We start from the raw sequence: 26617 nt of genomic DNA, 5'->3' as shown, positions 1-26617 counted from the left end.
CGCAGGGTTCTCAGTGGAACCCCGCTGACCCGGCGGCTTGTAATCCGTTGTTCCGTGTCAGTGGAGGCGCATTATAGGGAGTTATTTCAGGCTGACAAGAGGAAATTTAAAATAACTTTTTGAGTGCGCGTTATTTCACCAAAACTGTCTTTAACATGCCATAAAATAAGCAATCTGCCGTTTTTGCAACCGCAATCACACTTCCTGATGGCATACTAATGAATAAGAGAAAGAGTAAGGAAGAACATTCATGCCTTTAAATGCCCAACAGCTAGCCGCACAGAAAAACCTTTCCTATGTTCTGGCCGAAAAGCTGGCTCAGCGAATATTAAAAGGTGAGTACGCGCCAGGCGCCATCCTACCAGGTGAAATAGAACTGGGCAGCCAGTTCGGTGTGAGCCGTACAGCGGTAAGGGAAGCGGTAAAGACATTAACGGCAAAAGGTATGGTATTACCGCGCCCGCGTATTGGTACTCGCGTTATGCCACAAGCAAACTGGAACTTTCTCGATCAGGAACTGCTCACCTGGTGGATGACGGAAGATAATTTCCCTCAGGTCATCAAACATTTTCTGGTGATGCGCATTAGCCTGGAGCCTCAAGCCTGTTTACTGGCGGCGACTATCGGCACAGCAGAACAAAAAGCACATCTGACTACGTTAATGGAAGAGATGGTCGAGCTGAAAAGGAACTTTAAGCGCGAGCGCTGGATTGAGGTTGATATCGCCTGGCATGAGCACATCTATGAAATGAGTGCGAATCCATTTCTGATCTCCTTTGCCTCGTTATTCCATTCCGTCTACCAGACCTATTTTACCTCTATTACCTATAACGACGTGGTAAAGCTGGATTTGCATCAGGCTATTGTCGATGCCATAGAGGAGAGCGATGGCGATCGCGCCTTCACCGCCTGTCAGGCATTGCTGATAGCTCCTAACGATCTCCCGGATAAATAACATGCCTGAAAAGAAATCGCGCAGTATGGCCGGACTGCCATGGATCGCAGCCATGGCCTTTTTTATGCAGGCATTAGACGCCACCATCCTTAATACTGCGTTACCCGCCATCGCGCACAGCCTCAACCGCTCCCCACTCGCCATGCAGTCTGCCATTATCAGCTACACCCTGACGGTAGCGATGTTGATCCCGGTAAGTGGCTGGCTGGCTGACCGCTTCGGCACCCGACGTATCTTTATGATTGCCGTGAGTCTGTTTACCCTGGGTTCACTTGCCTGTGCACTCTCCGGCTCTTTAACCCAACTGGTTATTTTCCGCGTGATACAAGGCATTGGTGGCGCAATGATGATGCCGGTTGCCCGCCTGGCGCTATTACGCGCCTACCCGCGCAGTGAGCTGCTCCCGGTCCTTAACTTCGTGACTATGCCGGGACTGGTGGGACCCATTTTAGGTCCGGTCCTGGGCGGGGTACTGGTCACGTGGGCCAGCTGGCATTGGATCTTCCTGATTAATATTCCTATTGGCATCGCCGGCATCTTCTACGCCCGCAAATATATGCCTAACTTCACGACGCCGCGCCGCCGTTTTGATATGACTGGCTTCTTTCTCTTTGGTCTGAGTCTGGTACTGTTCTCCAGCGGCGTGGAGTTGTTCGGTGAAAAGCTTGTCGCCAGTTGGGTCGCCCTCAGCATTATTCTTGGTAGCATTTTGCTACTGCTCGCCTACATCCGCCACGCGCGTCGCCATCCCACACCGTTAATTTCTCTGCCGATCTTTAAGACCCGCACCTTCTCGGTCGGTATCGCGGGAAACCTTGCCACACGTCTGGGAACGGGGTGTGTCCCTTTCTTAATGCCGCTGATGTTGCAGGTAGGCTTTGGCTACCCGGCACTAATAGCCGGTTGTATGATGGCGCCGACGGCGCTGGGATCTATTCTGGCGAAATCGATGGTGACGCAGGTTCTGCGTCGTCTTGGCTACCGCACCACGCTGGTCGGCGTCACGGTATTTATCGGCCTGATGATTGCGCAGTTCTCTTTGCAATCTCCCGCGATGCCAGTCTGGATGCTGATCCTGCCGCTGTTCATTTTAGGTATGGGAATGTCCACCCAGTTTACTTCAATGAATACCATTACCCTTGCGGATCTAACCGATGATAATGCCAGTAGTGGCAACAGCGTGTTAGCCGTCACGCAGCAGCTGTCGATCAGCTTAGGGGTGGCGATTAGCGCCGCCGTACTGCGTGTCTATGAAGGCATGGAAGGAACCAATACGGTAGAACAGTTCCACTATACCTTTATTACGATGGGCGCGATTACGGTGATATCAGCGCTGATGTTCATGCTGCTAAAAGCCAAAGATGGCCGCAACCTGATCAATGATCGGCATAAGTCTAAACCGACCCCCGCACCATCAGAACAGGAGTAAGCTGCAGGCGCTGTTGCTGTAAAGCGGGCTGCGCCATGCGGTGGATTAATACGTCGATGGCTAGCTCACCCAGTTCATCTTTCGGTTGGTGGATAGTGGTGAGCGGTGGCGTCATGTAGCGCGCCAGTTCGATATCATCATAGCCCACGACCGCCATATCCTGCGGAATGCGCAATCCTGACTGATACAGAGCCTGATACGCCCCCACAGCCATTGCATCATTGCCCGCAAAAACGGCTTGTGGTCGCTGGTTATGTGACAACAGCGTTTGCATGGCTTCAAACCCACCGCCGAACTCAAAATCACCAGTGATCTCATAGCCCTGAGGAATATCCAGCCCTGCACGCTTCATCGCTTCCCGGTATCCCTCCAGCCGCAAACGTGCCGGCGTTTTATCCAGTGGACCGGTAATACAAGCTATGCGCGTAAAACCCTTATCAATGAGATGCTGAGTTGCCAGATCGCCACCCAGTAGGGAATTGTCCTGAATCAGGTCACTTTCCCCTTCAAAGGGTGACCAGTCCATCATCACGGTGGGAATAGAAGGGTAGCGCTGCATGATCTCCATGGAAGGCTGATGGGTTTCGGTGCAGAGCAGCAGTAAGCCGTCCACCCGCTTTTGCATCAGCGTCTCCAGATTACGATTCATGCGCTGTTCATCGCCTTCGGTGTTGCACAACACCAGACTGTAGCCGCGCTCAAAACAGCTGCGCTCAACGCCGCGTACCAGTTCTGAATAGAAGGGGTTGGTACTGGCTGTGATTAACATGCCAATGGTGCGAGTCTGATTCAACTTGAGGCTACGCGCCAGCGCGGAAGGCGCGTAGTTAAGCGCTTTAATCGCAGCGTCAACTTTGCCGGTGATAGCCTCGCTGACAAAGCGATCTTTATTAATGACGTGCGAAACCGTCGACGTGGAAACACCCGCCAGGCGGGCAACGTCCTTCATTGTAGCCAAGCGTTACCTCTGCTGACCTAAAAACGCCTCAATTTCTTCGCGCCACGGAACGGAAGGTTGTGCACCTTTACGCGTTACCGCAATCGCCGCGGCCGCATGCGCAAAGCGAATCGCCTCAGGCAACGGTGTCTCTTCCAGTAACGCGGTAATTAACGCACCGTTAAAGGTATCACCGGCAGCGATGGTATCAACGGCGTCCACTTTAAAACCAGGAACACGATGACCTTCACCGTTTACGCTAGCCCACACACCACGACTTCCTAAGGTAATCAGTACGGTGTGAATTCCCTTTGCGTGCAGCGCCAGCGCTGCTTTAGCGGCATCTTCATCGTTTTCTACCCGGATCCCGGTCAGCTTTTCAGCTTCCGTTTCATTCGGGGTAATGATATCCACCAGCGACAGCAGTTCGTCAGGGAGTTCACGAGCCGGAGCCGGATTAAGCGCGACCGTCGTATTATGTCGACGCGCAATTTTTGCCGCAGCCAGTACGCTTTCAATGGGCGACTCTAACTGCATCAGTAAGGCCGAGGCCTGCGCAATACGGTCATGTTGAGCTTCCACTAACGCAGGAGAAAGTGCGGCATTCGCCCCGGCATGAATAGCGATAACGTTCTCGCCTTCCGCATTAACAAAAATCAGCGCCACGCCGGTCGCTTCGCCAGAAATCACGCTAACAGGCGCAATATCGATGTTATCACTGGCTAATTGTTTACGTACACACTCACCAATATCGTCATCTCCTGTACAGGCAATGAAGGCGATATTCGCACCACTACGACCCGCAGCAACCGCCTGGTTCGCGCCTTTTCCGCCAAATGCGACCTGATAGTGGCTACCGGTTACGGTTTCGCCAGGTGTCGGAAAAGAGTTAAGGTTAAGGATGTGATCGGCATTAATGCTGCCAAGTACAACGAGGTTGCCTGCGGTTTTCATGTTCGGAATTCCAAGTCAAAGTGCGCCACCGGGTTAGGGTGGCGCGTGCCCTGCTTTTCTTTTTACGCTTTCATCTTCAACGCTCTGAGGATGGCGTATTTATGTCGCCATCAGGTCGCGAGCGGCCTGAATCGCTATTACTGCTTGATGACCAGCTTCAGGTCAACCGGATATTTAGCCTGAACCTTCTCGCCCTTCAGTACCTTATCCGCAATATCAACGCCTTTCGCGCCAATCTGATCCGGTAACTGAGCGATGGTCGCAGCCAGTTTGCCATCATTTACCGCTTTTTCGCCATCAGGCGTACCGTCAAATCCAACCACCATCACATCAGATTTACCCGCCGTTTGCAGAGCACGCAGCGCGCCCAGTGCCATTTCATCGTTCTGAGCAAATACGGCCTGCACATCAGGATGTGCGGTCAGCAGGTTCTGCATAACGTTCAGACCTTTGGTACGGTCGAAATCTGCCGGCTGGCTAGCCAGCACGTTAAATTTGTGTGCCGCAACGGCCTGCTGGAAACCTTCGCCACGCTCACGCGCCGCCGATGTTCCGGCAATACCCTGCAGTTCGATAACTTTCGCACCTTCGCCTGCTTTCTTCGCGATGTAGTCACCGGCAATTTTACCGCCCAGCACGTTATCAGACGCAATATGGCTGACAACGTCCCCTTTGGTTGCCTGACGGTCCAGGGTGATCACCGGAATTTTCGCCTGGTTAGCCATCTTCACGGCATTACCCACGGCATCGGAGTCGGTTGGGTTAATCAGCAGAATTTTGGTTCCACGCACGGTTAAGTCCTGAACGTTCGCCAACTCTTTCGCCGGGTTGTTCTGCGAGTCCAGAATCACCAGGTTATAACCCAGCTTATCGGCTTCTTTTTGCGCCCCATCCTTCAGAGAGACAAAGAACGGGTTGTTAAGGGTAGAGACCACCAGCGCAATGGTATCTTTTGCCATCGCATTCGCGCTCACGGTGGCACTCAGCGCAACAGCAGAAACCAGGGTAGCCAGTTTTTTCATGTTCATATTTAAGATGTCCTGTAGTCGTTGTTACTGCTTTTTGTTGTCTACCAGTACCGCCAGCAAAATGACCACTGCTTTAACGATCATCTGGTAATAGGAGGAAACACCTAACAAATTCAAACCATTATTGAGGAAACCGAGAATCAGTGCGCCGATCAGCGTACCAACAATACGTCCTTTACCGCCCGCAAGGCTGGTGCCGCCTAATACCACCGCCGCGATAGCATCCAGCTCATAGCCGGTACCCGCCGTCGGTTGCGCTGAGGAGAGACGCGCCACTTCGATGATGCCTGCCAGCGATGCCAGCAGCCCACAGAGTGAATAAATGATAATTTTGATCTTATTGACGCTGATACCGGACAGACGCGTTGCTGCTTCGTTACCGCCCAGCGCATAAATATATCGACCCAGACGGGTATGGTGCAGCATGTACCACGCGGCCAGGAAGACAATCCCCATGATCCATACTGGCGTAGGGACGCCTAACGGACGACCAATACCAAACCAGCCAAACAGATCGGCATTGTCGGTAAAGCCGGTGTTTACCGGACTGCCGTTGGTGTACACCATGGTGACGCCGCGCAGCAGCAGCATCATCACCAGCGTGGCGATAAACGCCTGCACGCGGCCTTTTGCCACAATAACGCCAGTCACGGCACCAACCGCCGCACCTAACGCCAGCGCAGCGGCAACGGCCACCAACGCGTTGACTTCAAGACCCACAATCGAAGCAGCAACGGCACCGGTAAGCGCCAGTAGCGAACCCACAGACAGATCGATACCCGACGTCAGAATAACCAGCGTCATACCAACAGCCATGATGGCGTTAACCGACGTTTGCTGGAGAATGTTGAACAGGTTATTAACGGTAAAAAAGTTGGGGCTCATGGTGGAAACAATCGCGATCAGCACTAACAGAGCGATGAGCGACTTTTGCTCCAGAAGCCATGCTTTAGTGAAATAACGGCGACCAGAAACAGCCTGGGTAGTCATCTTTTTTACTCCTGATTCACGCGATTAAGCTTGCCCACAGCGGCAGCCATTAATACTTCCTGAGTGGCCTGCTCGCGAGTGAATTCACCGCCGAGATGCCCTTCATGCATGACGATAATGCGATCGCTCATGCCCAATACTTCTGGCATCTCCGAAGAGACCAGAATGATGCTCAGCCCATCAGCCTTAAACTGGTTGATTAGCTGGTAAATCTCTTTTTTAGCCCCAACGTCCACGCCGCGCGTAGGTTCATCGAGGATCAGCACTTTGGGACGGGTCATCAAACCACGCGCAATCGCCACTTTTTGCTGATTGCCACCGGAGAGCAGGCCGATTGCCTGTTCCATCGAGGGCGTTTTCACATTGAACAGACGGATAAAATCGCCCACCGCCTGCTGCTCATCTTTGTGTTTCAGACTGCCGCCCGTACGGCTGAAGTAACGCAGTGCGGTCAACGACATGTTCTCTTTCACCGACATGCCCAGCACTAAGCCGTCGCGTTTGCGGTCTTCAGAAATATAGACGATGCCGTTGGCCAGCCCATCCTGTTCAGAACGCGTAACCACTTCATGCCCGTCAAGCGTGACGTAACCACTGGTGCGCGGCAGCGCGCCGTATAGCACTTTCATCAATTCAGTACGTCCGGCACCCATCAGACCCGACACGCCAAGGATCTCACCTTTACGCAGCGTGAATGACACATCATGCACTCCAGGGCCGCACAAGTTATCGACCTTCAGGCGCACATCGCCAGGCGCTTTATCCAGCCGCGGGTACTGATCTTCCAGCTTACGTCCCACCATCATTTCAATGAGTGAATCTTCGGTCAGTGAGGCCACTTCACGTTCGGCAATAAACTGCCCATCGCGGAACACCGTCACATCATCACAAATTTCGAAAATCTCTTTCATGCGGTGAGAAATATAGACAATGCCGCGTCCCTGAGATTTCAGTTCACGGATCACGCGGAACAGGGATTCGGTTTCGGTATCCGTCAACGCATCCGTCGGTTCATCCATAATGATGACCCGGGATTCAAAGCTCAGCACTTTGGCGATTTCAACCATCTGCTGATCGCCAATCGATAGCTCACCGACCAGCTTGTCGCTTTTAAAACGCAGATTAAGTTTAGCCAGCAACTGGTCTGCTTCGGCATACATCTTCTTCCAGTCGATTTTGCCAAAGCGATTCACAAACTCACGGCCGAGGAAAATGTTCTCGGCGATGGTGAGTTGCGGGATCAGGTTCAGTTCCTGGTGAATGATGCCGATCCCTGCTTCCTGAGAGGATTTAGGACCGTTAAAGGTGGTTTCTTTCCCCAGCCATAATAACGAACCGGCATCACGAGTGTAGATACCAGTCAGGACTTTCATCATGGTGGATTTGCCCGCGCCGTTTTCGCCCACCAGCGCCATAACGCGGCCGGAGTAAACATTCAACGCGGCGCCGGATAGCGCCTTAACGCCCGGGAACGCTTTATCGATCCCTTTGAGTTGCAGTAGTGCGTTCATGATGGCCTCAGAACGTGACGCCAGCACAAAGAATGATATTCGCATACGGAGAACATTCTCCGCTGCGAATTACCGCCTGACTGTCTGCGGTTTGTTTTTTGAATTGTTCATGCGTGGTGTAACGAATTTCTATGGTATTTCCCTGGTGTTGTTGCAGTTGCTCAATGTGGCTGAGCAACGTTTCGTGGAGTTGCGGATTATGTTGTTTGATTTCCGTCGCGAGAATGGCCGACTCGACCTGCATTTCACGCGTGACCACATCCAGTACCTGCATAAAAGAAGGTACGCCCTGGGTTAATGCCATATCGATACGCGTAGTACTATTTGGGATGGGTAAACCCGCATCACACACCACCAGCGTATCGGTATGCCCCAGACGGGAGATCACCGATGAAATTTCAGAGTTGAGTACCGTGCCTTTCTTCATTTTCTTTCCCCACTAGCGAAACGTTTCGCTGAGGATAAGTGTAGTGCGAAGAGTGGACAGAAAACCACCGCGACGTTACGAAAATGTGATCGCCATCGAAACGTTTCGCAAGCCGTATCATCAGAAGAAAGGAAAATGTGAGGGGGAAAACAAAACGCCCCCTTTCATGAAGAAAGAGGGCGTCGGTAACGTTAAATCTCGACCTGCGTACCCAGTTCAATCACCCGGTTAGGTGGGATCTCAAACTGGTCCGGTGCACGTAGCGCATTGCGCTGCAACAGCAGATACAATTTGCCGCGCAGGCGTAAATACCACGGACGTTTGCCGACAATCAGCGACTCGTGCGACATGAAGAACGAGGTTTCCATCATCCGACAGCTTAAGCCTTCCAGCCCGCAGCGATGGAACACTTCCTCTACGTTTGGTGTTTCGCGCCAGCCGTAGCTGGCCACCACGCGCCAGAAGGTCGGCGACAGCTGCTCAATTTGCACCCTACGCACATTATGAACATACGGCGCATCTTCTGTACGCAGCGTCAGCAGGATCACGCGTTCATGCAGCACCTTGTTATGTTTGAGGTTATGCAGAAGCGCAAACGGGATGACGTTCATGGCACGGGACATATACACCGCTGTGCCAGGCACGCGTACCGGCGGCGATTTCTCTAGAGAAGCAATCATCGCCTCCAGAGAATTACCGTGTTCATGCATACGGCGCAGCAGGCGGAAGCGTTCGCTTTTCCAGGTGGTCATGATGGTGAACATCACCAGACCCAGCGTCAGCGGCAGCCAACCACCAGAAATCAGCTTATCAAGGTTCGCAGAGAACAGCGGGATATCAATGCACAGGAAGGCCACCAGAATCAGGAATACAAAGTATTTATTCCAGTGCCAGTTTTTGCGCGCCACGGTTGTCGACAGAATAGACGTCAGCACCATCGTCCCCGTGACCGCAATACCGTACGCGGCAGCCAGGTTACTGGAGTGCTCAAAGCTGACAATCACAATCACCACGGCGATGTACAGCATCCAGTTGACGAACGGAATATAGATTTGCCCTGACTCCATCTCTGAAGTATGGATGATACGCATCGGCGACAGATATCCCAGACGTACCGCCTGCCGCGTCAATGAGAATACGCCAGAGATCACCGCCTGCGAGGCAATAACCGTGGCCAGCGCGGCAAGGATCAGCAGGGGAATCAACGCCCAGTCCGGTGCCAGCAGGAAGAACGGATTTTTGATCGCTTCCGGATGTTTTAACAGCAATGCACCCTGGCCAAAATAGTTCAGCACCAGCGAAGGTAACACTACAGAGAACCACGCCAGGCGAATGGGGAACTTACCAAAGTGGCCCATATCCGCGTACAGCGCTTCAACGCCGGTGATCGACAGCACCACCGCGCCCAGCGCAATAAACGACAGTGTTTTATATTCGAGGAAGAAATGCACCGCCCACATTGGGTTTAACGCCTGCAGCACTTCCGGGTTAGCAATAATACTACGTACGCCCAACACCGCCAGCACCAGGAACCAAACCAGCATAATAGGTGCAAAAAGCTTACCCACGGTACCAGTACCGTGCTTTTGAATCATAAACAGCAGTGTCAGGACAATAATAGAGAGCGGAACAATCCAGGTATCCAGTTGCGGTGCCACGATCTCCAGACCTTCGATCGCCGACATCACCGAAATGGCCGGCGTAATCACCACCTCACCATAGAAGAAGCTGCCGCCTATCAACCCCATAATGACCAGCATTGAGGTCGTTCGCGCCGACGTATTACGCCCGGCCAGTGACATTAGCGTCAGGATCCCGCCTTCTCCGGCGTTATCCGCACGCATGACAAACGTCAGGTACTTGATGGAGACAACAAAGATCAGCAGCCAGAAAATCAGCGAGAGAAAACCAAACACGGCATCACGTTCAACGCCAAAACCGAACTGCCCAGACAAACATTCACGGAGTGTATAAAGTGGGCTGGTACCAATATCACCGTAGACAACCCCAATAGCTGCAAGGGTAATCGCAGACAATGATTGCTTATTATCAGTGCTCATAGACTCGTCTTTCGTTTATACACGTCATTCTTCAGGCCGCTTCCATTGGCTTCACTCGTTATTCCGCCCATCCCAGGAGATAACTCATTTACCGTCTTCGTGCAGCTTGATTGATTTGGTGTATATATAAGAAATGTGTGCGTAGTCCCTTGGCCCACAAAAAGGCGCACAGTATGCACGATTAATCGCAAAATCGTACCCCTAAATGAGACCAGATTAATCTGGCTCAAAGAAAAATAAGCGCACCTTCAGTCTATTACTGCACTGGTGTGAAGCATCTATACTCGCAGTTTACGCAGTACATTTGGCGAAAGGACGCCACTTCATTATGGCTCACCCACATTTATTAGCGGAAAGAATTTCCCGTCTGAGCAATGCGCTGGAAAAGGGACTCTATGAACGTAGCCACGCCATTCGTCTGTGCCTGCTGGCGGCGCTTAGCGGTGAGAGTGTGTTCTTACTCGGCCCGCCAGGGATCGCAAAAAGCTTAATTGCACGTCGGCTGAAGTTTGCGTTTAAAAATGCGCGCGCTTTCGAATATTTGATGACGCGCTTCTCCACGCCAGAAGAAGTCTTCGGCCCGCTATCTATTCAGGCCCTGAAAGATGAAGGGCGCTATGAGCGCTTAACGGCGGGTTATCTTCCCGAAGCTGAAATCGTTTTTCTGGATGAAATCTGGAAGGCGGGCCCGGCCATCCTCAACACCCTGCTGACCGCCATTAACGAACGCCACTTCCGCAACGGCGCGTTTGAGGAAAAAATCCCGATGCGTCTGCTGGTGGCGGCCTCCAACGAACTGCCTGAAGCAGACAGCAGCCTGGAAGCACTGTACGACCGTATGCTAATTCGCCTGTGGCTGGACAAAGTGCAGGACAAGGCCAACTTCCGCTCCATGTTGTTAAGCCAGCAGGATGAAAGCGACAACCCTGTTCCGGCAACGTTACAGGTGACCGATGAAGAGTATTACCAGTGGCAAAAAGATATCGGCACCATCACGCTTCCCGATCGCGTCTTTGAGTTGGTCTATACGCTGCGCCAGCAGTTGGATGCACTACCCAACGCTCCTTACGTCTCTGACCGTCGCTGGAAAAAAGCGATCCGCCTGTTGCAGGCCAGCGCCTTCTTTAGCGGACGTGATGCGGTTGCGCCTATCGATCTTATCCTGTTGAAAGATTGCCTGTGGTACGACGCACAAAGCCTGAATCTGATGCAGCAGCAGATTGAAATATTGATGACCGGACACGCCTGGCAGCAGCAATCAATGCTAACGCGCCTCGGCGCGATTGTGCAGCGCCGCCTCCAGTTACAGCAGCAACAGAGCGATAAAACCGCCTTTACCGTTATTCGCCAGGGTGGGATGTTCAGCCGTCGTCCACATTATGATTTACCTGCAGACGTTAATACGGCGGTAGTGACGTTGCTGCTACAAAAGCCTTTAAAACTGCATGATATGGACGTTATCCATATTGCGTTTGAGCGTAGCGCGCTGGAGCAGTGGCTGACCAAAGGCAGTGAGATCCGCGGCAAGCTAAACGGTATAGGCTTTGCCCAGACGCTGAATATGGAAGTCGACAGCGACCAGCACCTGGTCGTGCGCGACGTCAGCTTACAAGGCTCCCGCCTGGCACTTCCGGGTTCATCGAAAGAGAATATGCCCAGCGAGATAAAAGAGCAGCTTGAGGCGCTTGATACCGAGTGGCACCAGCAGCACCGCGGGTTTAGCGAACAGCAAAAATGTCTGTTTATCCATAGCGACTGGTTAGGCCGGATTGAAGCCAGCCTGCAGGACGTTGGCGAGCAGATCCGCCAGGCACAGCAATGCTGACGCTTGATACGCTGAATATCATGCTGGCGGTAAGCGAAGAGGGGATGATCGAAGAGATGATCCTCGCGCTGCTGGCCTCCCCACAGCTGGCGGTTTTTTTTGAAAAATTCCCCCGGCTAAAAAAGGCGATAGCCAACGATCTTCCCCGCTGGCGCGAGGCATTACGCAACCGTCTGAAAGATACCCGCGTACCGCCGGAACTGACGGAAGAAGTGATGTGCTACCAGCAAAGTCAGCTCCTTTCCACCCCGCAGTTTATCGTCCAGTTACCGCAAATATTAACGCTACTGCACCGGTTACATTCCCCCTATGCCGGGCAAGCCCAACAATTGGTTGATGGCAACAGTACATTCACTCCCGCGCTGCACACGCTGTTTTTACAACGCTGGCGTTTAAGCCTGGTGATTCAAACCACCACGCTGAATCACCAGTTGCTGGAAGAAGAACGCGAACAGTTGCTCAGTGAAGTTCAGGAACGTATGACGCTGAGCGGACAGCTGGATCCGGTGCTGGCGGAAAACGACACCGCCGCAGGCCGTTTATGGGACATGAGCGCAGGTCAAATCAAGCGCGGCGATTACCAGTTGATCGTGAAGTACGGTGATTTCCTGACGCAGCAGCCCGAACTCCAACGCTTAGCCGAACAGTTGGGACGCTCCCGGGAAGCCAAATCGGTTCCGCGGAAAGATGCGCCAATGGAAACCTTTCGCACGCTGGTACGCGAACCCGCCACCGTCCCGGAGCAGGTTGATGGCATCCAACAAAGCGACGATATTCTGCGTTTACTCCCTCCGGAGCTGGCGACCCTTGGCATCACCGAACTGGAATATGAGTTCTATCGGCGGCTAGTGGAAAAACAGCTGCTGACATACCGCCTGCATGGCGAAGCCTGGCGTGAAAAAGTCACCGAGCGCCCGGTCGTGCATCAGGATTTTGACGAGCAGCCTCGCGGACCATTTATTGTCTGCGTGGATACGTCGGGTTCAATGGGAGGATTTAATGAGCAGTGCGCGAAAGCCTTTTGTCTGGCGCTAATGCGCGTGGCCCTTGCCGATAACCGCCGCTGCTACATCATGTTATTTTCGACTGAAGTTGTGCGCTACGAACTGTCTGGTCCACAGGGCATTGAGCAGGCGATCCGTTTCTTAAGCCAGCGTTTTCGCGGCGGTACGGATATTGCCAGCTGTTTTCGCGCCATTATTGAAAGGATGCAGGGACGGGAGTGGTTTGATGCTGACGCGGTCGTGATTTCGGATTTTATCGCTCAGCGATTGCCTGATGAAGTAGTGAGTAAAGTTGGGGAGTTACAGCGGGTGCATCAACACCGTTTTCATGCGGTTGCGATGTCAGCCCATGGCAAACCCGGCATCATGCGCATTTTCGATCATATCTGGCGCTTTGATACCGGGATGCGAAGCCGCCTGCTCAGACGCTGGCAGCGTTAATACTTACAGCAGGGAGTCGACGCTTTCACGGACCTGCGCCGGCCATACGCCGCACTGTACCTGACCAATATGCGGCAACTGCAGCAACAACATGGTCAAACGTGACTGACCAATACCGCCGCCAATGGTCTGCGGCATTTCGCCACGCAGCAGCGCTTGGTGCCATTCCAGACTCAGGCGATCTTCGTCGCCCGTCAGGGAAAGCTGGTGTTTCAACGCATCGGCATCCACACGGATCCCCATGGAAGACAGTTCAAACGCATCTTCAAGAACCGGGTTCCAGACCAGAATATCGCCGTTCAGACCGGCGTAACCCAGCTCGGAAGCCGAACTCCAGTCATCATAATCCGGCGCACGTACGTCATGACGATGACCATCGCTGAGCTTGCCGCCGATCCCCACCAAGAATACCGCACCCAGATCTTTCGCGATGGCGCGTTCACGCCCTTTGGCATCAAGATCCGGATAACGCGCTAACAACTCCTGGCTGTGAACAAAATGGATCTGCTCTGGCAGGAACGGTGCCAGACCAAATTCTTTGCTTACCGCCGCTTCGGTCGCCTTAATTCCCGCCCAGATAGCCTCTACCGTGCTTTTCAGGGTGGAGAATTGACGCTCACCATCGCCCATAACGCGCTCCCAGTCCCACTGGTCCACATAGACCGAGTGAAGCGGAGAGAGACGGTCTTCATCCGGGCGCAGGGCTTTCATGTGCGTGTACAGCCCCTCACCCGCGCTGAAGTCGTGTTGTCCCAGCGTTTGACGCTTCCACTTCGCCAGTGAATGCACCACTTCGAACTGGGCGTCTGGCAAAGCTTTCACTTTCACCTGCACCGCTTTTTCACAGCCCGACAAGTTATCCTGCGTGCCATCTCCTACACGGCTCAGGATCGGTGCCTGGACTTCAATCAGCCCCAGACGCTCTTCCAGTTGGCGAGAAAAGTGAGATTTCACGAAGCTAATTTGACGTTGTTTGGCAATGTAAGCGGTTTTCATTATGTTTACTCCTGTGTCCTGTTGCCTATGATTAAGCAACAGAATGCGGTCAATATTCAATAATCAACAAACAAAAAGCCTCATTAGATTTTGATTCGTTAAAATTAACCGCTAAAATAGAGTGAATCATCAATCTACATAAGAAAAACCTATGGAAAATTATCAGATCGACAATCTGGACCGTGGCATTCTCGACGCCCTGATGGAAAATGCCCGTACAGCCTACGCTGAACTGGCTAAACAGTTTGGTGTCAGCCCTGGGACGATCCACGTGCGCGTAGAGAAGATGAAACAGGCTGGGATCATTACCGGGGCGCGCATTGACGTCAGCCCCAAACAGTTGGGTTATGACGTTGGCTGTTTTATCGGCATCATCCTGAAAAGCGCGAAGGACTATCCGTCCGCACTGGCCAGACTGGAAAGCCTTGATGAAGTAACCGAAGCGTATTACACCACCGGGCACTACAGCATCTTTATTAAGGTCATGTGCCGATCCATCGACGCCTTACAGCAGGTACTTATCAACAAGATCCAAACAATCGATGAAATTCAGTCCACTGAAACCTTGATCGTCCTGCAGAACCCGATTATGCGTACTATTCGTCCATAATCGTTTTTTTTAATCCCCTATTTTTCCACAGGTAGATCCCAGCTCGCTCACAGCGTACAATACGCACTCTTTATAGAGGTGGGCGAGCATGGCAGACATTACTCTTATCAGCGGCAGTACCCTTGGCGGTGCTGAATACGTTGCAGAACATCTGGCTGAAAAGCTGGAAGATGCAGGTTTTTCAACCGAAACCTTGCACGGCCCGCAGGTTGAGGAGCTTTCAAGCTCTGGCATTTGGCTGGTGATCAGCTCAACGCACGGTGCGGGAGACATTCCGGACAACCTGCTTCCCTTCTATAACGATCTTCAGTCTCAGAAACCTGACCTTTCCCAGGTTTGTTTTGGTGCAATTGGCATTGGCAGTCGCGAATATGACACCTTCTGTGGCGCGATCGATAAATTACAGGCTGAACTGACCGCGTCTGGTGCAAAACAGATGGGCGAAACACTCAAGATCAACGTCCTCGAACACGACATTCCGGAAGATCCCGCAGAAGTTTGGCTCGGATCCTGGATTAATTTACTCAAAAACGTGTAAAGATCGTGCGATCGAGTGTGGATAACTCTGGTAGTAAGCTTGGATTAACCGGTAGTTATCCAAAGAACAACCGTTGTTCAGTTTTTGAGTTGTGTATAACCCTTCATTTTGATCCCAGCTTATACGGACCAGGATCACCGATCATTCACAGTTAATGATCCTCAGCAACGTGTTGATCTTATTCAGAGGATCGCCCTTATCCACAGAACATCGCGATCCTAATAAGAGATCACAATAAAACAGATCTCTAAATAAAAAGATCTTCTTTTTAATACCCAGGATCCAAGGTCTTTCTCGATCGACTAAAGTTGAGTAGAATCCACGGCCCGGGCTTCAATCCATTTTCACACCGCGTTATGCGAGGCAATTACCATGTTTTATCAGGATCCTTTTGACGTCATCATCATTGGCGGGGGTCATGCAGGCACCGAGGCCGCGATGGCCGCGGCGCGAATGGGTCAACAGACCCTGCTGTTGACACACAATATCGACACTCTGGGACAGATGAGCTGCAACCCGGCGATCGGCGGTATTGGGAAAGGACACCTGGTAAAAGAAGTGGATGCGCTCGGTGGGCTGATGGCCAAAGCGATCGACCATGCAGGCATTCAGTTTAGGATACTAAACGCGAGCAAAGGACCGGCGGTGCGCGCAACCCGTGCTCAGGCAGATCGCGTGCTGTATCGCCAGGCCGTTCGTACTGCTCTGGAGAATCAGCCAAACCTGATGATCTTCCAGCAGGCGGTTGAAGATCTGATTGTGGAAAACGATCGTGTTGTCGGGGCAGTGACCCAAATGGGACTGAAGTTCCGTGCCAAAGCCGTGGTCTTAACGGTCGGAACCTTCCTCGACGGTAAAATTCATATCGGTCTGGACAACTACAGCGGTGGCCGTGCAGGCGATCCGCCGTCTATTCCGCTGTCACGCCGCCTGCGCGAACTGCCGCTACGCGTCAGCCGCCTGAAAACAGGTACACCACCGCGAATTGATGCGCGTACTATCGATTTCAGCGTGCTGGGTCAGCAGAACAGCGATAACCCCATGCCGGTCTTCTCGTTCCTTGGCGACGTCTCTCAACACCCGCGCCAGATGCCGTGTTATATCACGTATACCAACGAGAAAACCCATAAAGTGATCCGCAATAACCTCGATCGTAGCCCGATGTATGCTGGCGTGATCGAAGGGATCGGCCCACGCTACTGCCCGTCGATCGAAGACAAAGTGATGCGCTTTGCCGACAGGAACCAGCATCAGATTTTCCTCGAGCCGGAAGGACTGACGTCCAACGAAATTTACCCGAACGGTATCTCCACCAGCCTACCGTTTGATGTGCAGATGCAAATTGTCCGCTCAATGCAGGGGATGGAAAACGCCCGAATCGTCCGCCCTGGCTACGCGATTGAGTATGATTTCTTCGATCCGCGCGACCTAAAACCGACTCTGGAAAGCAAATTTATTCAGGGCCTGTTCTTTGCCGGACAAATCAACGGTACAACGGGTTACGAAGAAGCCGCTGCGCAAGGTTTACTTGCGGGCCTCAACGCTGCTCGCCTGTCAGCCGACAAAGAAGGCTGGGCGCCTGCGCGTTCTCAGGCCTATCTCGGCGTGCTGGTGGACGATCTCTGCACGCTGGGTACCAAAGAACCGTACCGCATGTTTACCTCACGAGCGGAATACCGTTTGATGCTGCGTGAGGACAATGCCGATCTCCGTCTGACCGAAAAAGGACGCGAGCTGGGTCTGGTGGATGATGCACGCTGGGCGCGCTTCAATGAAAAACTGGAGCGCATTGAACAAGAACGTCAGCGTTTGAAATCGACCTGGGTGAACCCATTAGCCGAGACTGCAGCAGAAGTGAACGCTTACCTGGCTACCCCGTTGTCACGTGAGGCCAGCGGTGAAGATCTCCTGCGTCGCCCGGACGTGACCTACGCGCAACTGACGTCGTTGTCAGCGTTTGCACCAGGCCTTGACGATGCTCAGGCTGCTGAACAGGTTGAGATTCAAGTTAAGTACGAAGGCTATATCGCTCGCCAGCAGGACGAGATCGAAAGACACCAGCGTAATGAAAACACCCTGTTGCCTGCGACCCTGGATTATCGCCAGGTATCCGGCTTGTCGAATGAAGTCATTGCCAAGCTGAACGATCACAAACCGGTGTCTATCGGTCAGGCATCGCGCATATCTGGCGTTACGCCTGCCGCCATCTCCATTTTGCTGGTATGGCTGAAAAAACAAGGTATGCTGCGCCGCAGCGCTTAATGACACACTATTTTGGCGGGGGCGCTTTGCTTGCCCGCCCTACAAATTTGTAGGCCCGGTCAGCGTTAGTGCCATCGGGCAAATTATCATCAACAGGTAACGACCGTGCTCAACAAACTCTCTCGTCTGCTGGCCGATGCCGGTATATCTCTTACCGATCACCAGAAAAATCAGCTGATAGCGTATGTCGATATGCTGCATAAATGGAACAAAGCGTACAACCTGACGTCGGTGCGTGATCCCAACGACATGCTGGTACGTCATATTCTGGACAGCATTGTCGTTGCGCCACATCTGCAGGGGGAGCGTTTTATTGACGTTGGTACGGGTCCTGGACTGCCGGGTATTCCGCTCTCCATTGTACGTCCAGATGCGCATTTCACTCTGTTAGACAGTTTGGGGAAACGCGTACGCTTCTTGCGTCAGGTGCAGCATGAACTCAAGCTGGAAAACATCACCCCGGTACAAAGTCGGGTTGAGGATTTTCCTTCGGAACCGCCTTTTGATGGCGTGATCAGCCGTGCTTTCGCTTCGCTGAACGATATGGTGACCTGGTGCCATCATTTACCGGGTCAAAACGGACGCTTTTACGCGTTGAAGGGGCAGTTGCCTGAGGATGAAATTGCCTCTTTGCCTGCTGAGTTCAGCGTCGAGTCGGTTGAAAAATTACGCGTTCCACAACTGGATGGCGAACGTCATCTGGTGGTGATTAAGCCAAACAAAATTTAATATTTGTCAAAAAAAATAGAAATAAAACGGTGCGTCAGGCGTTAAAAAATAGGGGTGATCGTGTGGTTAAATGTTGTTACATTTCACCTGTGACTTACTGTTTTGCATCATAACTATAACGTACCGTTTTTTGTTAAAAGTGAAACAAGTCAACTGTGAAAATATCAGGCTGCTAAAAATAGAACCTAACAATCATCGGTGTGTGTTAATTTTTTATTATAAATGTCAATGAGTGGTGTTTTTGTTGTTAGGCGCTATTTTTAAAAGAGTGATGATTTTTAGGCTTAAATATCAAAAAGATGAAAAGGCATCATTTGCCACGCAATTTAATTATGCGAAGGTGAATATGTTCAATATGTGATCTGTCGCACGCTTTGCAGCCAGTGTTTACGCGGTATTTGCAGTTTTGCATGATCGTTCACAGTTTGCCAAAAAGTAATAAATGTGGCCCAGAGAAAAATATTTAAACATTTATTCACTTTTTAGCTACTTATTGTTTGAAATCACGAAGGCGCACCGTATAATTTGTCCGCTTTTTGATGCTTGACTCTAAGCCATAAAGAACGTTTTATACGACACGCGGCGTACCTCGAAGGGAGCAGGAGTAAAAACGTGATGTCTATGTCGCTCTTGAGTCGAAACGTTGCACGTAAGCTTTTGCTCACACAGCTTCTGGTGGTAATGGCAAGTGGATTGCTGTTTAGCCTCAAAGACCCTTTCTGGGGCATCTCCGCATTGTGCGGTGGATTGGCAGTGTTACTGCCTAATATGTTGTTTATGATATTTGCCTGGCGTCACCAGGCACATACACCAGCAAGAGGTCGAGTGGCCTGGTCGTTCGCCTTCGGCGAAGCCTTCAAGGTGTTAGCGATGCTGGTTTTGCTGGTGGTGGCGTTGGCGGTTTTGAAGGCGGTATTTACGCCGCTGATCGTTACGTGGGTTTTGGTGCTGGTGGTTCAGATACTGGCACCGGCTGTAATTAACAACAAAGGGTAAAGGCATCATGGCTTCAGAAAATATGACGCCGCAGGATTACATAGGACACCATCTGAATAACCTTCAGTTGGACCTACGTACATTCTCGCTGGTGGATCCGCACAACCCCCCAGCCACCTTCTGGACGCTCAATATTGACTCCATGTTTTTCTCGGTGGTTCTGGGTCTGTTGTTCCTGCTTGTGTTCCGTAGCGTGGCCAAAAAGGCAACCAGCGGCGTACCGGGTAAATTTCAGACCGCGATTGAGCTGGTAATCGGCTTTGTACATGGTAGCGTGAAAGACATGTACCATGGCAAAAGCAAGCTGATTGCTCCGCTGGCCCTAACGATTTTCGTCTGGGTATTCCTGATGAACCTGATGGATTTACTGCCTATCGACCTGCTGCCGTACATCGGCGAGCATATCTTTGGCCTGCCGGCTCTGCGTGTGGTTCCGTCTGCTGACGTGAACATCACCCTGTCGATGGCACTGGGCGTATTTATCCTCATTCTGTTCTACAGCATCAAAATGAAAGGCATCGGTGGCTTCACGAAAGAGTTGACGCTGCAGCCGTTCAATCACTGGGCGTTCATTCCTGTCAACTTAATCCTTGAAGGGGTAAGCCTGCTGTCCAAACCAATCTCTCTTGGTTTACGACTGTTCGGTAACATGTATGCCGGTGAGCTGATTTTCATTCTGATTGCTGGTCTGTTGCCGTGGTGGTCACAGTGGATCCTGAATGTGCCATGGGCCATTTTCCACATACTGATTATCACGCTGCAAGCCTTCATCTTCATGGTTCTGACGATTGTCTATCTGTCGATGGCGTCTGAAGAGCATTAATTTACCAACACTACTACGTTTTAACTGAAACAAACTGGAGACTGTCATGGAAAACCTGAATATGGATCTGCTGTACATGGCTGCCGCTGTGATGATGGGTCTGGCGGCAATCGGTGCTGCGATCGGTATCGGCATCCTCGGGGGTAAATTCCTGGAAGGCGCAGCGCGTCAACCTGATCTGATTCCTCTGCTGCGTACTCAGTTCTTTATCGTTATGGGTCTGGTGGATGCTATCCCGATGATCGCTGTAGGTCTGGGTCTGTACGTGATGTTCGCTGTCGCGTAGTAAGCGTTGCTTGAATTAAGAGCAATATCAGAACGTTAACTAGATAGAGGCATTGTGCTGTGAATCTTAACGCAACAATCCTCGGCCAGGCCATCGCGTTTGTCCTGTTCGTTCTGTTCTGCATGAAGTACGTATGGCCGCCATTAATGGCAGCCATCGAAAAACGTCAGAAAGAAATTGCTGACGGTCTTGCTTCTGCGGAACGAGCACATAAGGATCTTGACCTTGCAAAGGCCAGCGCGACCGACCAGCTGAAAAAAGCGAAGGCGGAAGCTCAGGTAATCATTGAGCAGGCGAACAAACGTCGCGCTCAGATCCTGGACGAAGCCAAAACTGAAGCAGAGCAGGAACGTACTAAAATCGTGGCACAAGCGCAGGCGGAAATTGACGCCGAACGTAAACGTGCTCGCGAAGAACTGCGTAAGCAAGTCGCTATCCTGGCTGTTGCTGGCGCCGAGAAGATCATCGAACGTTCCGTGGATGAAGCTGCTAACAGCGACATCGTGGACAAACTTGTCGCTGAACTGTAAGGAGGGAGGGGCTGATGTCTGAATTTATTACGGTAGCTCGCCCCTACGCCAAAGCAGCTTTTGACTTTGCCGTTGAGCACCAGAGCGTTGACCGTTGGCAGGATATGCTGACGTTCGCCGCTGAGGTGACGAAGAACGAACAAATGGCAGAGCTTCTCTCTGGCGCGCTGGCGCCGGAAACGCTCGCTGAGTCGTTTATCGCAGTCTGCGGTGAGCAGCTGGACGAAAGCGGCCAAAACCTGATTAAGGTAATGGCTGAAAATAACCGTCTGAATGCGCTCCCGGATGTTCTTGAGCAGTTTATTCACCTGCGTGCAGCCAGTGAGGCTATCTCTGAGGTAGAAGTCACTTCTGCCAATGCACTGAGTGATGAGCAGCTTGCGAAGATCAGCGCCGCGATGGAAAAACGTCTGTCACGCAAAGTTAAGCTGAATTGCAAAATCGATAAGTCTGTAATGGCGGGCGTAATCATCCGTGCGGGTGATATGGTCATTGATGGCAGCGTACGCGGCCGTCTTGAGCGCCTTGCAGACGTCTTGCAGTCTTAAGGGGACTGGAGCATGCAACTGAATTCCACCGAAATCAGCGAACTGATCAAGCAGCGCATTGCTCAGTTCAGTGTTGTGAGCGAAGCTCATAACGAAGGTACTATTGTTTCTGTAAGTGACGGTGTTATCCGCATCCACGGCCTTGCCGATTGTATGCAGGGTGAGATGATTTCCCTGCCGGGTAACCGTTACGCTATCGCACTGAACCTGGAGCGCGACTCCGTAGGTGCAGTTGTGATGGGTCCATACGCTGACCTCGCCGAAGGCATGAAGGTTAAGTGTACGGGTCGTATCCTTGAAGTTCCGGTAGGCCGTGGCCTGCTGGGTCGTGTGGTGAACACTCTGGGTTCCCCAATCGACGGTAAAGGTCCGGTTGATAACGATGGCTTCTCGCCAATCGAAGTTATCGCACCGGGCGTAATCGAACGTCAGTCCGTCGATCAGCCGGTACAGACCGGTTATAAATCCGTTGATGCCATGATCCCAATCGGACGTGGTCAGCGTGAGCTGATCATCGGTGACCGTCAGACCGGTAAAACCGCGATGGCGATCGATGCGATCATCAACCAACGTGACTCCGGCATCAAATGTGTGTACGTGGCTATCGGCCAGAAAGCGTCCACCATTTCTAACGTGGTTCGTAAACTGGAAGAGCACGGCGCACTGTCCAACACTATCGTTGTTGTGGCTACCGCGTCTGAATCTGCTGCACTGCAATATCTGGCACCGTATGCTGGTTGCGCAATGGGCGAATACTTCCGTGACCGCGGTGAAGATGCACTGATCGTTTACGATGACCTGTCCAAACAGGCTGTTGCTTACCGTCAGGTTTCCCTGCTGCTGCGTCGTCCGCCTGGACGTGAAGCATTCCCAGGCGACGTATTTTACCTCCACTCCCGTCTGCTGGAGCGCGCATCCCGCGTTAACGCTGAATACGTTGAGAAGTTCACCAATGGTGAAGTTAAAGGTAAAACCGGCTCCCTGACCGCTCTGCCGATTATCGAAACCCAGGCGGGTGACGTTTCTGCGTTCGTTCCGACCAACGTAATCTCAATTACCGATGGTCAGATCTTCCTGGAAACCAACCTGTTTAACTCCGGTATTCGTCCGGCGGTTAACCCAGGTATCTCCGTATCGCGTGTAGGTGGTGCAGCGCAGACCAAGATCATCAAGAAACTGTCCGGTGGTATTCGTACCGCGCTGGCACAGTATCGTGAACTGGCCGCGTTTTCTCAGTTCGCTTCCGACCTGGATGAAGCTACGCGTAAGCAGCTGAGCCATGGTCAGAAAGTCACTGAGCTGCTGAAGCAGAAACAGTATGCCCCAATGTCTGTTGCACAACAGGGTGTGGTGTTGTTTGCGGCTGAACGCGGTTACCTCGAAGATGTGGAACTGGCGAAAATCGGTAGCTTTGAAGCCGCTCTGCTGGCTTACGTCGACCGTGATCACGCTCCGCTGATGCAAGAGATTAACCAGTCCGGTGGCTATAACGATGAAATCGAAGGCAAGCTGAAAGCTATCCTCGATTCCTTCAAAGCAACCCAGTCCTGGTAACGTCTGGCGGTCTGTCCTAGGGCGGACCGCAAGGCATTGAGGAGAAGCTCATGGCCGGCGCAAAAGAGATACGTAGTAAGATCGCAAGCGTCCAGAACACGCAGAAGATCACTAAAGCGATGGAGATGGTCGCCGCTTCCAAAATGCGTAAATCGCAGGATCGCATGGCGGCCAGCCGTCCTTATGCAGAGACCATGCGCAAAGTGATTGGTCACCTTGCGAATGGTAATCTGGAATATAAGCACCCTTACCTGGAAGAACGCGACGTTAAACGCGTGGGCTACCTGGTGGTGTCGACCGACCGTGGTCTGTGCGGCGGCTTGAACATTAACCTGTTCAAAAAACTGTTGGCGGATATGAAAGCATGGTCCGATAAAGGCGTTCAGTGCGACATCGCAATGATCGGCTCTAAGGGCGTGTCTTTCTTTAACTCTGTTGGCGGTAACGTGGTTGCTCAGGTAACCGGTATGGGGGATAACCCTTCCCTGTCCGAACTGATCGGTCCGGTTAAAGTGATGCTGCAGGCCTACGATGAAGGCCGTCTGGACAGACTGTACGTTGTCAGCAACAAATTTATTAACACCATGTCACAGGTTCCGACCCTGACTCAGATGTTGCCATTACCGGCATCAGAAGATGAAGAGTTGAAACAAAAAGCCTGGGATTACCTGTATGAACCAGACCCGAAACCGCTGCTGGATACCCTGCTGCGTCGTTACGTTGAATCTCAGGTTTATCAGGGCGTGGTAGAAAACCTGGCCAGCGAGCAGGCCGCACGTATGGTGGCGATGAAAGCCGCGACCGACAATGGCGGCAGCCTGATTAAAGAGCTGCAGTTGGTATACAACAAAGCTCGTCAGGCCAGCATTACTCAGGAACTCACCGAGATTGTCGGTGGTGCATCCGCGGTATAACCAGGTTAATTCGTAGAGGATTCAAGATGGCTACTGGAAAAATTGTCCAGGTAATCGGCGCCGTAGTTGACGTCGAATTCCCTCAGGATGCCGTACCGCGTGTGTACGAAGCCCTTGAGGTTCAGAATGGTAATGAAGTTCTGGTGCTGGAAGTTCAGCAGCAGCTCGGCGGCGGTATCGTACGTACCATCGCCATGGGTTCTTCCGACGGTCTGCGTCGTGGTCTGGAAGTAAAAGACCTCGAGCACCCGATCGAAGTCCCGGTAGGTAAAGCAACACTGGGTCGTATCATGAACGTATTGGGTCACCCGATCGACATGAAAGGCGACATCGGTGAAGAAGAGCGTTGGGCTATCCACCGCGCGGCACCGTCCTATGAAGAGCTGTCCAGCTCTCAGGAACTGCTGGAAACCGGCATTAAAGTTATCGACCTGATGTGTCCGTTCGCGAAGGGCGGTAAAGTCGGTCTGTTCGGTGGTGCGGGTGTAGGTAAAACCGTAAACATGATGGAGCTGATCCGTAACATCGCGATCGAACACTCCGGTTATTCTGTGTTTGCGGGTGTAGGTGAACGTACTCGTGAGGGTAACGACTTCTACCACGAAATGACCGATTCCAACGTTCTGGACAAAGTATCCCTGGTATATGGCCAGATGAACGAGCCGCCGGGAAACCGTCTGCGCGTTGCACTGACCGGCCTGACCATGGCTGAGAAATTCCGTGACGAAGGTCGTGACGTACTGCTGTTCGTTGATAACATCTACCGTTACACCCTGGCCGGTACGGAAGTATCCGCACTGCTGGGTCGTATGCCATCAGCGGTAGGCTATCAGCCGACTCTGGCGGAAGAGATGGGTGTTCTTCAGGAACGTATCACCTCGACCAAAACCGGTTCTATCACCTCCGTTCAGGCGGTATACGTACCTGCGGATGACTTGACTGACCCATCCCCAGCCACCACCTTTGCTCACTTAGATGCAACCGTGGTACTGAGCCGTCAGATCGCATCCCTGGGTATCTACCCGGCCGTTGACCCGCTGGACTCCACCAGCCGTCAGCTGGATCCGCTAGTTGTTGGTCAGGAACACTACGACACCGCGCGTGGCGTACAGTCCCTGCTGCAGCGTTACCAGGAACTGAAAGACATCATCGCCATCCTGGGTATGGATGAACTGTCTGAAGAAGACAAACTGGTGGTAGCACGTGCGCGTAAAATCCAGCGCTTCCTGTCCCAGCCGTTCTTCGTTGCGGAAGTATTTACCGGTTCTCCGGGTAAATACGTTTCCCTGAAAGACACCATCCGTGGCTTTAAAGGCATCATGGAAGGCGAATACGACCACCTGCCAGAGCAAGCGTTCTACATGGTTGGTTCTATCGACGAAGCCGTGGAAAAAGCGAAAAAACTTTAACGCCTTAATCGGAGGGTGATATGGCAATGACTTACCACCTGGACGTCGTCAGCGCAGAGCAACAAATGTTCTCTGGTCTGGTCGAAAAAATCCAGGTAACGGGCAGTGAAGGTGAACTGGGTATTTTCCCGGGACACGCACCGCTGCTCACCGCCATTAAGCCTGGTATGATCCGCATCGTTAAACAGTTCGGTCATGAAGAGTTTATCTATCTGTCCGGCGGCATTCTTGAAGTGCAGCCTGGCAACGTGACCGTACTGGCTGATACCGCGATTCGCGGGCAGGATCTCGATGAAGCGAGAGCCCTGGAAGCGAAACGTAAGGCAGAAGAGCACATTAAGAGCTCTCATGGTGACGTGGATTACGCTCAGGCATCTGCGGAACTGGCCAAAGCGATCGCCAAACTGCGCGTTATCGAGTTGACCAAAAAAGCGATGTAACACCGGCTTGAAACACAAAAACCAGTCTGATTTCAGGCTGGTTTTTTTATGCCTGTGTTTTAGTTAATTTGAAACTGAAAAGGTATTTTAAATTTTATGTGATATTCATCACATAAATATTGATCGATTAAAAAATGAAGCGTAGACTCTTTTTTGTGATGAGTGTCACATAATTAACTCAGATAAAAACGGGATACCAACATGAAACTGATCAACAAAATCATCGCCCTTTTCAGCAGCATGAACGTCTCTTTTGGCACGTTCAACCTGTAATACCTGCTTTAATATGGCGCTAGGCTTTGCGTAATTTATAAGCTAGCGCCATCTGTTCTCCTGTCGTTTTCGCACTATCCCCCGCCTCGATCCACTCCTTCTATTACCCCCTGAATTCGATAAATAAAATTGAGTCCGGACACTGAAT

The 26617-nt window shown here is 51.9% G+C and carries 25 protein-coding genes; 17 read left to right on the top strand and 8 right to left on the bottom strand.

Annotated features, from left to right (window positions below):
* Positions 1-250: 250 nt before the first annotated feature.
* Positions 251-955, top strand: a complete 705-nt coding sequence (locus QNN86_RS11155) for a FadR/GntR family transcriptional regulator (RefSeq protein ID WP_096758963.1) — start codon at positions 251-253, stop codon at positions 953-955.
* A 1-nt stretch (position 956) separates the two neighbouring features.
* The gene (mdtD, locus tag QNN86_RS11150) at positions 957-2384 is read left to right on the top strand and encodes a multidrug transporter subunit MdtD (protein WP_096758964.1); all 1428 of its coding nucleotides are present in this window, start codon (positions 957-959) and stop codon (positions 2382-2384) included.
* On the opposite strand, the gene rbsR is transcribed toward mdtD, so the two are convergent.
* The 7 genes from rbsR to kup all read right to left on the bottom strand — a co-directional run bounded on the left by rbsR (position 2350) and on the right by kup (position 10291).
* Complete coding sequence (gene rbsR, locus QNN86_RS11145; RefSeq protein WP_182270679.1) at positions 2350-3342, bottom strand: ribose operon transcriptional repressor RbsR; 993 nt, start codon at positions 3340-3342, stop codon at positions 2350-2352. The two genes, mdtD and rbsR, sit on opposite strands and share 35 nt — an antisense overlap.
* A gap of 3 nt (positions 3343-3345) precedes the next feature.
* Complete coding sequence (gene rbsK / locus QNN86_RS11140) at positions 3346-4275, bottom strand: ribokinase (RefSeq protein WP_279277466.1); 930 nt, start codon at positions 4273-4275, stop codon at positions 3346-3348.
* Positions 4276-4412: 137 nt separating this feature from the next.
* Positions 4413-5303: a ribose ABC transporter substrate-binding protein RbsB gene (gene rbsB, locus QNN86_RS11135; RefSeq protein ID WP_096758967.1), complete on the bottom strand. Its 891-nt coding sequence runs from the start codon at positions 5301-5303 to the stop codon at positions 4413-4415.
* A gap of 24 nt (positions 5304-5327) precedes the next feature.
* The gene (gene rbsC, locus QNN86_RS11130) at positions 5328-6293 is read right to left on the bottom strand and encodes a ribose ABC transporter permease (RefSeq protein WP_414211088.1); all 966 of its coding nucleotides are present in this window, start codon (positions 6291-6293) and stop codon (positions 5328-5330) included.
* A 5-nt stretch (positions 6294-6298) separates the two neighbouring features.
* Complete coding sequence (rbsA, locus tag QNN86_RS11125; protein WP_117342619.1) at positions 6299-7804, bottom strand: ribose ABC transporter ATP-binding protein RbsA; 1506 nt, start codon at positions 7802-7804, stop codon at positions 6299-6301.
* Between the two features lie 7 nt (positions 7805-7811).
* The gene (gene rbsD, locus QNN86_RS11120; RefSeq protein WP_061075803.1) at positions 7812-8231 is read right to left on the bottom strand and encodes a D-ribose pyranase; all 420 of its coding nucleotides are present in this window, start codon (positions 8229-8231) and stop codon (positions 7812-7814) included.
* Positions 8232-8422: 191 nt separating this feature from the next.
* Entirely contained in the window at positions 8423-10291 is a 1869-nt protein-coding gene (gene kup / locus QNN86_RS11115; protein ID WP_096758970.1) for a low affinity potassium transporter Kup, read from the bottom strand.
* 328 nt (positions 10292-10619) lie between these two features.
* Here kup and ravA point away from each other — a divergent pair, with 328 nt between their 5' ends.
* A complete protein-coding gene (gene ravA, locus QNN86_RS11110; protein WP_096758971.1) occupies positions 10620-12116 on the top strand; it encodes an ATPase RavA in 1497 nt (498 codons plus the stop codon).
* Positions 12110-13561 carry an ATPase RavA stimulator ViaA gene (gene viaA, locus QNN86_RS11105; RefSeq protein ID WP_117342610.1) on the top strand — a complete coding sequence of 484 codons (1452 nt, stop codon included), beginning with the start codon at positions 12110-12112 and terminating at the stop codon, positions 13559-13561. Before ravA ends, viaA begins: the two co-directional genes overlap by 7 nt.
* A 3-nt stretch (positions 13562-13564) precedes the next feature.
* Here viaA and asnA read toward each other — a convergent pair whose 3' ends face one another.
* Positions 13565-14557, bottom strand: coding sequence for an aspartate--ammonia ligase (asnA, locus tag QNN86_RS11100; protein ID WP_096758973.1), 993 nt, complete (start codon positions 14555-14557; stop codon positions 13565-13567).
* 151 nt (positions 14558-14708) lie between these two features.
* On the opposite strand from asnA, the gene asnC reads away from it, so the two are divergent.
* The 13 genes from asnC to QNN86_RS11035 all read left to right on the top strand — a co-directional run bounded on the left by asnC (position 14709) and on the right by QNN86_RS11035 (position 26196).
* The gene (gene asnC / locus QNN86_RS11095; RefSeq protein WP_045449013.1) at positions 14709-15167 is read left to right on the top strand and encodes a transcriptional regulator AsnC; all 459 of its coding nucleotides are present in this window, start codon (positions 14709-14711) and stop codon (positions 15165-15167) included.
* Between the two features lie 88 nt (positions 15168-15255).
* Positions 15256-15705 (top strand): FMN-binding protein MioC, encoded by a 450-nt coding sequence (gene mioC / locus QNN86_RS11090; protein ID WP_414211087.1) that lies wholly within the window; start codon positions 15256-15258, stop codon positions 15703-15705.
* A 372-nt stretch (positions 15706-16077) separates the two neighbouring features.
* Complete coding sequence (gene mnmG / locus QNN86_RS11085; RefSeq protein WP_414211086.1) at positions 16078-17967, top strand: tRNA uridine-5-carboxymethylaminomethyl(34) synthesis enzyme MnmG; 1890 nt, start codon at positions 16078-16080, stop codon at positions 17965-17967.
* Positions 17968-18072: 105 nt separating this feature from the next.
* A complete protein-coding gene (gene rsmG / locus QNN86_RS11080) occupies positions 18073-18696 on the top strand; it encodes a 16S rRNA (guanine(527)-N(7))-methyltransferase RsmG (protein WP_115259873.1) in 624 nt (207 codons plus the stop codon).
* Between the two features lie 615 nt (positions 18697-19311).
* Complete coding sequence (atpI, locus tag QNN86_RS11075) at positions 19312-19692, top strand: F0F1 ATP synthase subunit I (RefSeq protein WP_096758977.1); 381 nt, start codon at positions 19312-19314, stop codon at positions 19690-19692.
* A 7-nt stretch (positions 19693-19699) separates the two neighbouring features.
* On the top strand, positions 19700-20515 hold the full coding sequence (atpB, locus tag QNN86_RS11070; protein ID WP_096758978.1) for a F0F1 ATP synthase subunit A: 816 nt from the start codon (positions 19700-19702) through the stop codon (positions 20513-20515).
* A gap of 46 nt (positions 20516-20561) precedes the next feature.
* On the top strand, positions 20562-20801 hold the full coding sequence (gene atpE, locus QNN86_RS11065) for a F0F1 ATP synthase subunit C (RefSeq protein WP_000429386.1): 240 nt from the start codon (positions 20562-20564) through the stop codon (positions 20799-20801).
* A 59-nt stretch (positions 20802-20860) separates the two neighbouring features.
* Positions 20861-21331: a F0F1 ATP synthase subunit B gene (atpF, locus tag QNN86_RS11060; protein ID WP_003827022.1), complete on the top strand. Its 471-nt coding sequence runs from the start codon at positions 20861-20863 to the stop codon at positions 21329-21331.
* 14 nt (positions 21332-21345) lie between these two features.
* Entirely contained in the window at positions 21346-21879 is a 534-nt protein-coding gene (gene atpH / locus QNN86_RS11055) for a F0F1 ATP synthase subunit delta (RefSeq protein ID WP_096758979.1), read from the top strand.
* 12 nt (positions 21880-21891) lie between these two features.
* Entirely contained in the window at positions 21892-23433 is a 1542-nt protein-coding gene (gene atpA, locus QNN86_RS11050) for a F0F1 ATP synthase subunit alpha (RefSeq protein ID WP_003827026.1), read from the top strand.
* Between the two features lie 50 nt (positions 23434-23483).
* Positions 23484-24347: a F0F1 ATP synthase subunit gamma gene (gene atpG / locus QNN86_RS11045; RefSeq protein ID WP_096758980.1), complete on the top strand. Its 864-nt coding sequence runs from the start codon at positions 23484-23486 to the stop codon at positions 24345-24347.
* A gap of 26 nt (positions 24348-24373) precedes the next feature.
* A complete protein-coding gene (atpD, locus tag QNN86_RS11040; RefSeq protein WP_096758981.1) occupies positions 24374-25756 on the top strand; it encodes a F0F1 ATP synthase subunit beta in 1383 nt (460 codons plus the stop codon).
* A 20-nt stretch (positions 25757-25776) separates the two neighbouring features.
* Positions 25777-26196, top strand: a complete 420-nt coding sequence (locus QNN86_RS11035) for a F0F1 ATP synthase subunit epsilon (protein WP_005121460.1) — start codon at positions 25777-25779, stop codon at positions 26194-26196.
* Positions 26197-26617 lie beyond the last annotated feature (421 nt).

The organism is Citrobacter sp. C348, from assembly GCF_047467975.1.
Classification (GTDB): domain Bacteria; phylum Pseudomonadota; class Gammaproteobacteria; order Enterobacterales; family Enterobacteriaceae; genus Citrobacter; species Citrobacter gillenii.
The sequence above is the reverse complement of the archived record's forward strand: the minus strand, read 5'-3'. Positions and strand labels throughout refer to the sequence as shown.

Coding starts and splice junctions, on each gene's coding strand:
- QNN86_RS11155 (WP_096758963.1), top strand. CDS start 251: ATGCCTTTAAATGCCCAACAGCTAGCCGCACAGAAAAACCTTTCCTAT.
- mdtD (WP_096758964.1), top strand. CDS start 957: ATGCCTGAAAAGAAATCGCGCAGTATGGCCGGACTGCCATGGATCGCA.
- rbsK (WP_279277466.1), bottom strand. CDS start 4,275: ATGAAAACCGCAGGCAACCTCGTTGTACTTGGCAGCATTAATGCCGAT.
- rbsB (WP_096758967.1), bottom strand. CDS start 5,303: ATGAACATGAAAAAACTGGCTACCCTGGTTTCTGCTGTTGCGCTGAGT.
- rbsC (WP_414211088.1), bottom strand. CDS start 6,293: ATGACTACCCAGGCTGTTTCTGGTCGCCGTTATTTCACTAAAGCATGG.
- rbsA (WP_117342619.1), bottom strand. CDS start 7,804: ATGAACGCACTACTGCAACTCAAAGGGATCGATAAAGCGTTCCCGGGC.
- rbsD (WP_061075803.1), bottom strand. CDS start 8,231: ATGAAGAAAGGCACGGTACTCAACTCTGAAATTTCATCGGTGATCTCC.
- kup (WP_096758970.1), bottom strand. CDS start 10,291: ATGAGCACTGATAATAAGCAATCATTGTCTGCGATTACCCTTGCAGCT.
- ravA (WP_096758971.1), top strand. CDS start 10,620: ATGGCTCACCCACATTTATTAGCGGAAAGAATTTCCCGTCTGAGCAAT.
- viaA (WP_117342610.1), top strand. CDS start 12,110: ATGCTGACGCTTGATACGCTGAATATCATGCTGGCGGTAAGCGAAGAG.
- asnA (WP_096758973.1), bottom strand. CDS start 14,557: ATGAAAACCGCTTACATTGCCAAACAACGTCAAATTAGCTTCGTGAAA.
- asnC (WP_045449013.1), top strand. CDS start 14,709: ATGGAAAATTATCAGATCGACAATCTGGACCGTGGCATTCTCGACGCC.
- mioC (WP_414211087.1), top strand. CDS start 15,256: ATGGCAGACATTACTCTTATCAGCGGCAGTACCCTTGGCGGTGCTGAA.
- mnmG (WP_414211086.1), top strand. CDS start 16,078: ATGTTTTATCAGGATCCTTTTGACGTCATCATCATTGGCGGGGGTCAT.
- atpI (WP_096758977.1), top strand. CDS start 19,312: ATGTCTATGTCGCTCTTGAGTCGAAACGTTGCACGTAAGCTTTTGCTC.
- atpB (WP_096758978.1), top strand. CDS start 19,700: ATGGCTTCAGAAAATATGACGCCGCAGGATTACATAGGACACCATCTG.
- atpE (WP_000429386.1), top strand. CDS start 20,562: ATGGAAAACCTGAATATGGATCTGCTGTACATGGCTGCCGCTGTGATG.
- atpH (WP_096758979.1), top strand. CDS start 21,346: ATGTCTGAATTTATTACGGTAGCTCGCCCCTACGCCAAAGCAGCTTTT.
- atpA (WP_003827026.1), top strand. CDS start 21,892: ATGCAACTGAATTCCACCGAAATCAGCGAACTGATCAAGCAGCGCATT.
- atpG (WP_096758980.1), top strand. CDS start 23,484: ATGGCCGGCGCAAAAGAGATACGTAGTAAGATCGCAAGCGTCCAGAAC.
- atpD (WP_096758981.1), top strand. CDS start 24,374: ATGGCTACTGGAAAAATTGTCCAGGTAATCGGCGCCGTAGTTGACGTC.
- QNN86_RS11035 (WP_005121460.1), top strand. CDS start 25,777: ATGGCAATGACTTACCACCTGGACGTCGTCAGCGCAGAGCAACAAATG.